The sequence below is a fragment of the Nocardia sp. NPDC058497 genome (assembly GCF_042720195.1).
Taxonomy (GTDB): Bacteria; Actinomycetota; Actinomycetes; order Mycobacteriales; family Mycobacteriaceae; genus Nocardia.
Map to the genome: position 1 here is coordinate 1 of NZ_JBHXMY010000381.1, position 5,811 is coordinate 5,811.

At 67.2% G+C, this 5,811-nt stretch carries 8 protein-coding genes; 3 read left to right on the forward strand and 5 right to left on the reverse strand.

What is annotated here, in order from left to right; translation table 11 throughout:
• Positions 1-704 (forward strand): Fic family protein (locus ACFWPJ_RS22500; RefSeq protein WP_378854300.1); only part of this gene is annotated, 704 nt, incomplete at its 5' end.
• Between the two features lie 98 nt (positions 705-802).
• On the opposite strand, the gene ACFWPJ_RS22505 is transcribed toward ACFWPJ_RS22500, so the two are convergent.
• The 3 genes from ACFWPJ_RS22505 to ACFWPJ_RS22515 form a co-directional block, all read right to left on the reverse strand.
• Complete coding sequence (locus tag ACFWPJ_RS22505; protein WP_378854302.1) at positions 803-2,047, reverse strand: DUF4184 family protein; 1,245 nt, start codon at positions 2,045-2,047, stop codon at positions 803-805.
• A gap of 103 nt (positions 2,048-2,150) precedes the next feature.
• Positions 2,151-2,954, reverse strand: coding sequence for an aldose 1-epimerase (locus tag ACFWPJ_RS22510; RefSeq protein WP_378854304.1), 804 nt, complete (start codon positions 2,952-2,954; stop codon positions 2,151-2,153).
• 51 nt (positions 2,955-3,005) lie between these two features.
• Complete coding sequence (locus tag ACFWPJ_RS22515) at positions 3,006-3,149, reverse strand: hypothetical protein (RefSeq protein WP_378854306.1); 144 nt, start codon at positions 3,147-3,149, stop codon at positions 3,006-3,008.
• Positions 3,150-3,286: 137 nt separating this feature from the next.
• On the opposite strand from ACFWPJ_RS22515, the gene ACFWPJ_RS22520 reads away from it, so the two are divergent.
• Positions 3,287-3,973 (forward strand): GNAT family N-acetyltransferase, encoded by a 687-nt coding sequence (locus tag ACFWPJ_RS22520; RefSeq protein ID WP_378854307.1) that lies wholly within the window; start codon positions 3,287-3,289, stop codon positions 3,971-3,973.
• Here the strand turns inward: ACFWPJ_RS22520 and ACFWPJ_RS22525 are convergent, their stop codons facing one another.
• Both ACFWPJ_RS22525 and ACFWPJ_RS22530 read right to left on the reverse strand, forming a co-directional pair.
• Positions 3,974-4,108, reverse strand: a complete 135-nt coding sequence (locus ACFWPJ_RS22525) for a hypothetical protein (protein WP_378854309.1) — start codon at positions 4,106-4,108, stop codon at positions 3,974-3,976.
• Between the two features lie 34 nt (positions 4,109-4,142).
• A complete protein-coding gene (locus tag ACFWPJ_RS22530; protein WP_189034092.1) occupies positions 4,143-4,283 on the reverse strand; it encodes a hypothetical protein in 141 nt (46 codons plus the stop codon).
• Positions 4,284-4,566: 283 nt separating this feature from the next.
• Here ACFWPJ_RS22530 and ACFWPJ_RS22535 point away from each other — a divergent pair, with 283 nt between their 5' ends.
• Positions 4,567-5,769: an argininosuccinate synthase gene (locus ACFWPJ_RS22535; RefSeq protein ID WP_378854311.1), complete on the forward strand. Its 1,203-nt coding sequence runs from the start codon at positions 4,567-4,569 to the stop codon at positions 5,767-5,769.
• Positions 5,770-5,811 lie beyond the last annotated feature (42 nt).

Genomic DNA, 5,811 nt, shown 5'->3' on the forward strand with positions numbered 1-5,811 from the left:
GGCGCGACCAGCAGGTGTGGATCGGCGGGAGCAACCTCGGCCCGCACCTGGCTGATTTCGTTCCACCACACCATGATCGAGTCCCCACCGCCATCGCCGACTTGATCCGATTCGTCAACCGCACCGATGTACCCGCCTTGGCGCACACCGCACTCGCCCACGCGCAATTCGAGACGATCCATCCGTTCACCGACGGCAACGGCCGAACCGGCCGCGCTCTCGTCCACGCGATGCTGAGCGGTCGGCAGCTGACCAGGCACATCACCGTGCCCATCTCGGCAGGCCTGCTGGTGAACACCGGGAGCTACTTCGACGCCCTGACCCGGTATCGATCCGGTGACCCCGAACCGATTGTTCGCCAGTTCGTCGACGCGACCTTCTACGCCATCGGCAGCGGTCGTCGGCTCGTCGACGAACTCCGTTCCGTCCGTGCCGAGTATCGCGAACAGACCACCGCGCGTGCGGATTCCGCAGCGTGGAAGCTGATCGATCGGCTCATCGCCCAACCGGTCGTGAACAGCACCTACGTCGCGCAGTCATTCGGAATCAGCGGGGTCGCCGCCCAACGCGCCATCGACCGCCTCGTGGAATCCCGTGTGCTGCATGAGGTTTCGCAGCGCGCACGCAATCGTGTCTGGCATGCGGACGGAATCCTCACCGCTCTCGACGATTTCGCGAAAGGAATTCGCCGAGTCCGCGGTTGATTCGCGAGTACATATGCACCGCCTGCGGCACGACACGATCGCAATGCTCTGGAACAACGGCATCGACCGCACGAACTGATCAGTGAGGGCGTCGGCAGCTATTCCCTGGCGGCGCCCGGGGGCCAGATGATGTCGACGGGGATGGCGCGGGTGTGGGCGAGGGCTACGACGGTGGCGGTGCCGCCGCGGGCGCCGTGGTCGCCGTCCCAGACTGCGATCAGGCGGTCGCAGTGTTCGAGGAGGATATGGTTGGCTGCTTCGTAGGCTGCTCTGCCCGCGTCGTCGAAGTCCATTACGCGGACCGTGTGGGCTTGGGCGAGGAGGTTGTCGAAGCGGGTGAGGTCGTCGGGCTTCACCTGGGCTGCTCGATAGTTCCGGGAGGGCAGTACTACCTCGAGTCGGCCGCCGAGGTCCAGGACCGCCTCCGCGAAGACCGAGTCCGCGCCGCGGGCGAGGCAGGTGATGCCGACCAGGTCGGGGACATCGGCGAGGAGGGTCGACAGCGCGTCCCGGACCAGAGGTTCGGTGGCGGCGGTGATGTTCATGTGCCCGGTGACGCTGATCCGCATTCGCCCATCATGCCGGGTGCCCGGGTTGGTGTCGGTGCGCTGGTCCGCGGATTCGTCAGTGCGGGATGAGACGGCCGTCGTGACATGCCAGAGCAGCAGATAGATCGTCCAGGCGCAGCCAAGACCCTGGGCTGCGCCGACGATCGTGTGGCGGATGAGGTCGTAGGTGCTGGTTCGGGTGACCGGGTCGTCGACCGCCGAGGCGGCAGCGACCACAGGTGCGAGGAGAAGAATGGTGAGGACCGCGCGGCGCCGCGGGACGGGCATGGTCGGTGAGCGCCGGCGAGTACGGCGAACGAGGACATAGGCGAGCACTGCCGTGCCGACCAGCGACGAGGCGTAGCCGAGCACGTTGTAGGCCTTGTGTGGTTCGAGAACCGGAGCGCGCAATAGATCCCAGTGCTGGACCGCGAAACCCGTTGTTCGGGTGAAGGAATCCCAGACGATATGGGTCATCGCGCCGAGCATGAGGGCGATGATCGTCGACGATGCTCGGCGCCAGACGCCGGAATGAACTGGTGCGGGCAGTACTACGCGATAGGGGAGTAGGGCGGCAGCAGGCGCGGCGGAGAGTCGGAAGGCCGGCAGTAGCGCCAGCCCGATCACCAGATCCCAGCTCAGGACGCCGAGTGGCGAGTGGGTCGTGCTGCCGCTGAGCGGGACCGGCAGGTAGTAGACGACATCGGGCGCGATCGATCCGGCGACGAGGGCAGATACGGGAAAGTGTCGGACGAACGGCAGCACCGCAACCGGATGGGCGAGCGTGATCGGCACCTGGCCACCGTAACCGGTTGCGGTGCGGTGCCGCTCAGGCGTTTGCGCTCGAATTGCTCGGTCAGGGTCTTCGATGCGAGGACGCCGGGTGAGGTGGCCGAATTCAGTTCGGCGACAACCGCCGCCAGGTCCAGTCGACGCGGATGTCGAGCGGTGAGTCGGGGGTGACCATCCTGGGATCGGTGTTCACGCCGTCGGGCGGGCCGGATTGGGCCTCCACCGACAGTGATTCCGCCGGCAGCGTCCAGACGACCACGTCGGGAACCCGGCTGCTGATCGTGAATTCGAGGAAGCCGGGCCAGGTCAGGCGCACGAGAACACCGTCGGGCATGCCGAAACAGTCGTCCCACGGTGGCGGGGTCTGCGGGATGTGCCGCCCGGTGGGCAGGTAGTCCGCGCCGCGCTCGTACTGCCAGGACGGCCGGAAGTCGAGTTCGAGCGGTCCGGTGGCGGGCGGCACCTCGCGCAGGAACCACGGATGCCAACCGCCCTGGGCGGGAAAGGGATCGTGGTCGGCGGCGATGCGCAGCGACAGCGCGAGACCGGTGTCGGTGAGGGCGAACGTCTGGGTGACGGTGCCCGCGAACTGCCACGGGTCGGTCAGCCGGTGCCGCAGCGTCGCCTCGGCGGCCGAAGCGGTGACGACCTCCCACGCGCCGTCGCGGGCGGTGCCGTGGATGCTGTGCGGCGGATTGTTGATCGGCATCCGGTAGGTCCGGTCACGGACGGTGAGCGTGCCGTAGCCGAGCCTGCCCGCCCATGGCGCCATCACGAAACAGCCCGTTCCCGGGTCCTGCCGCAGGAGTTCGGTCCCGTCGACGGTGAGGCTGTGCAACGCGCCGCCGTCTCCCGGCGCGATGACGAGTCCTGCCCTGCCTGCGTCGAGCTGCACGTCGTCGGCCGCCATGCCGGGGAGACTAGCGGTGCGCTCCGGTCGGCGGCGGGAGCCCACGCCCGATCAGGTGAACGGGTACTGGCCGCCGCCCGGTTTGTTCGGAGTCGCGACGTCGATGATGTCCTGCACCAGTTCGACGATGGCCCGGCCCACATCGAGCACGCCGTTGCCGAGGGTGGAGAATTCCTGCGCGATGTAGTGGAGCATCTTGTTCGTCCTCACGTGTGGCGAGCCGAATAGTGCTCTCCCAGAGTGCCACACGTGGACGCGAAGGTGTCGGCTGTCGGGCGATCTGTGGTTCGTCCGGACGGGGTCGCGCGCAGTTCGGGCCGTATATTCCGGGTGTGCGACAGACCCTGGAACCGGACCGCTTCGAGCCGATCCCCGACCCCAGACCCTCCGATGAGGTGTGGCCGGAGATGACCTGGCCCGTCCCCGCCGACGCGGTGCTCACCGGTGACACCGTGCGGTTGACCGCCACGGATCCCGCGGCCGATTCCGGCGAGCTCTTCGCAGCGCTGGACCACGATGTGGCGTGGGCGCATGTTCCCGGGCGGCCGCGCGATCCCCGCCAACTCGAGGACATCCTGCGCGACCTGGGCTCATCGGGGGAGTGGCAACTGTGGACGGTGCGTGCTCGCCGGGCGATCGGTGACCGACCGGCCGGAGCGGTCATCGGTGTGACCGCCTACCTGGACGCCCATCAGCGCGATGCCTGGCTCGAGATCGGCTTCACGGTCTACACACCGTCCGTCTGGGGCACCGCGGTCAATCCCGAAACCAAACTGCTGCTGCTGGCCTACGCGTTCGACACGCTCGGCGTCGGCAGGGTGCAGCTGAAAACCGATGTGCGCAACCAGCGTTCGCAGCAGGCGATCGCGCGGCTCGGCGCCCGCTACGAGGGCACCCTCCGCCGGCATTTCCGGCGCAGCGACGGCACGGTGCGCGACAGCGTGCTGTTCTCGATCACCAGCGAGGACTGGCCCCGGGTGCGGGCGTCGCTCGACAGCCGCCTCCACTCGATTCGGTGATCAGGAAGCTAGGAAATTCAGGATCGCCAGCGCCAGGGGCGCGCTGAGATCGAAGAGAACCCGCCCGATGGCCAGGCCGGCGGTGGCGCCGGATTCGTAGTGGTCGGACAGAAACTGCAGGATCGCGTCCTCCATGGTGTGCTCCCAGTGCTGGTGCGGACTCGGGGGATCAGGCGAAATAGCCCTGGAGGATCGGCGTACCCAGGTCGATGACCAGCTTGGCGACCGTCAACCCGAAATTGCCGAGTCCGATGACGACGGCCCCGATCAGGTCGTAGTTCGCCTCGGCGAAATCACGTAGCTGCTGCATGTTCACTCCTCGACCCCGACCGATGGCTGGTTGTGTGACCAGCGTCTCACAGAAGGTGCTTGCTGCCAAGTTGCTGTGACGAGGTCTCTGCAGGTGGCAGGCAATTTCTGCGGGGTTGTCCGGCGTGAATTCCCGGCGGCACTACCCCCGGGTATGAATGAGATTGCATCATCGTGCATAATCATTTGCAGCAGCGGCGCGAGCCGAACCGGCGGCCGGAGCATTCATACTGCTCGAGGCAGCCCGTGCAGATGACGTACACACTTCGAGGAGCACAACAGACATGTCCGATCGCGTCGTACTCGCCTACTCCGGTGGGCTTGACACCTCCGTCGCCATCAGCTGGATCGCGAAGGAGACCGGTTCCGAGGTGGTGGCCGTGGCCATCGACCTGGGCCAGGGTGGCGAGGACATGAACGTGGTGCGCCAGCGCGCACTGGACTGCGGCGCCGTGGAGGCCATCGTGGTCGACGCGCGCGACGAGTTCGCCGACGAGTACTGCCTGCCCACCATCCAGGCCAACGCCATGTACATGGGCCAGTACCCGCTGGTCTCGGCCATCAGCCGCCCGCTGATCGTCAAACACCTGGTGGAGGCCGCGAAGTTCCACAACGCGACCACCGTCTCGCACGGCTGCACCGGCAAGGGCAACGACCAGGTCCGCTTCGAGGTCGGCATCGGCGCCCTGGCGCCCGACCTGGAGGTCATCGCCCCGGTCCGCGACTACGCCTGGACCCGCGAGAAGGCCATCGCCTTCGCCGAGCAGAACAACCTGCCGATCAACGTCACCAAGAAGTCGCCGTTCTCGATCGACCAGAACGTGTGGGGCCGCGCCGTCGAGACCGGCTTCCTCGAGGACCTGTGGAACGCGCCGACCAAGGACGTCTACGACTACACCGCCGACCCGACGGTGAACTTCGAGGCGCCCGACGAGGTCATCATCACCTTCGACAAGGGTGTGCCGGTCGCCATCGACGGCCGCCAGGTCACCGTGCTGCAGGCCATCGAGGAGATGAACACCCGCGCCGGTCGCCAGGGCGTCGGCCGCCTCGACATGGTCGAGGACCGGCTCGTCGGCATCAAGAGCCGCGAGATCTACGAGGCGCCGGGCGCCATCGCGCTGATCACCGCGCACCAGGCCCTGGAGAACGTCACCATCGAGCGCGAGCTGGGCCGCTACAAGCGCCAGGTCGAGCAGCGCTGGGGCGAGCTGGCCTACGACGGCCTGTGGTTCTCCCCGCTCAAGCGCGCCCTCGACGCCTTCGTGCAGGACACCCAGCAGCACGTCACCGGCGACATCCGGATGGTGCTGCACGGCGGTTCCGCCGTGGTCAACGGCCGCCGCTCCGAGCAGTCGCTCTACGACTTCAACCTGGCCACCTACGACGAGGGCGACACCTTCGACCAGTCGCTGGCCAAGGGCTTCGTGCAGATCCACGGCCTGTCCTCCAAAGTCGCCGCCCGCCGCGACCTCAAACAGAACTAAGAAGCGCTCCCCCCCCACCCCCCGCCAGATAGAGCTCGAGGG

Bases quoted from the DNA above. Each gene is read 5' to 3' on its own strand.
- ACFWPJ_RS22515 (WP_378854306.1), bottom strand. From the start codon at position 3,149: ATGCTCCACTACATCGCGCAGGAATTCTCCACCCTCGGCAACGGCGTG.
- ACFWPJ_RS22525 (WP_378854309.1), bottom strand. From the start codon at position 4,108: ATGGAGGACGCGATCCTGCAGTTTCTGTCCGACCACTACGAATCCGGC.
- ACFWPJ_RS22535 (WP_378854311.1), top strand. From the start codon at position 4,567: ATGTCCGATCGCGTCGTACTCGCCTACTCCGGTGGGCTTGACACCTCC.
- ACFWPJ_RS22510 (WP_378854304.1), bottom strand. From the start codon at position 2,954: ATGGCGGCCGACGACGTGCAGCTCGACGCAGGCAGGGCAGGACTCGTC.
- ACFWPJ_RS22530 (WP_189034092.1), bottom strand. From the start codon at position 4,283: ATGCAGCAGCTACGTGATTTCGCCGAGGCGAACTACGACCTGATCGGG.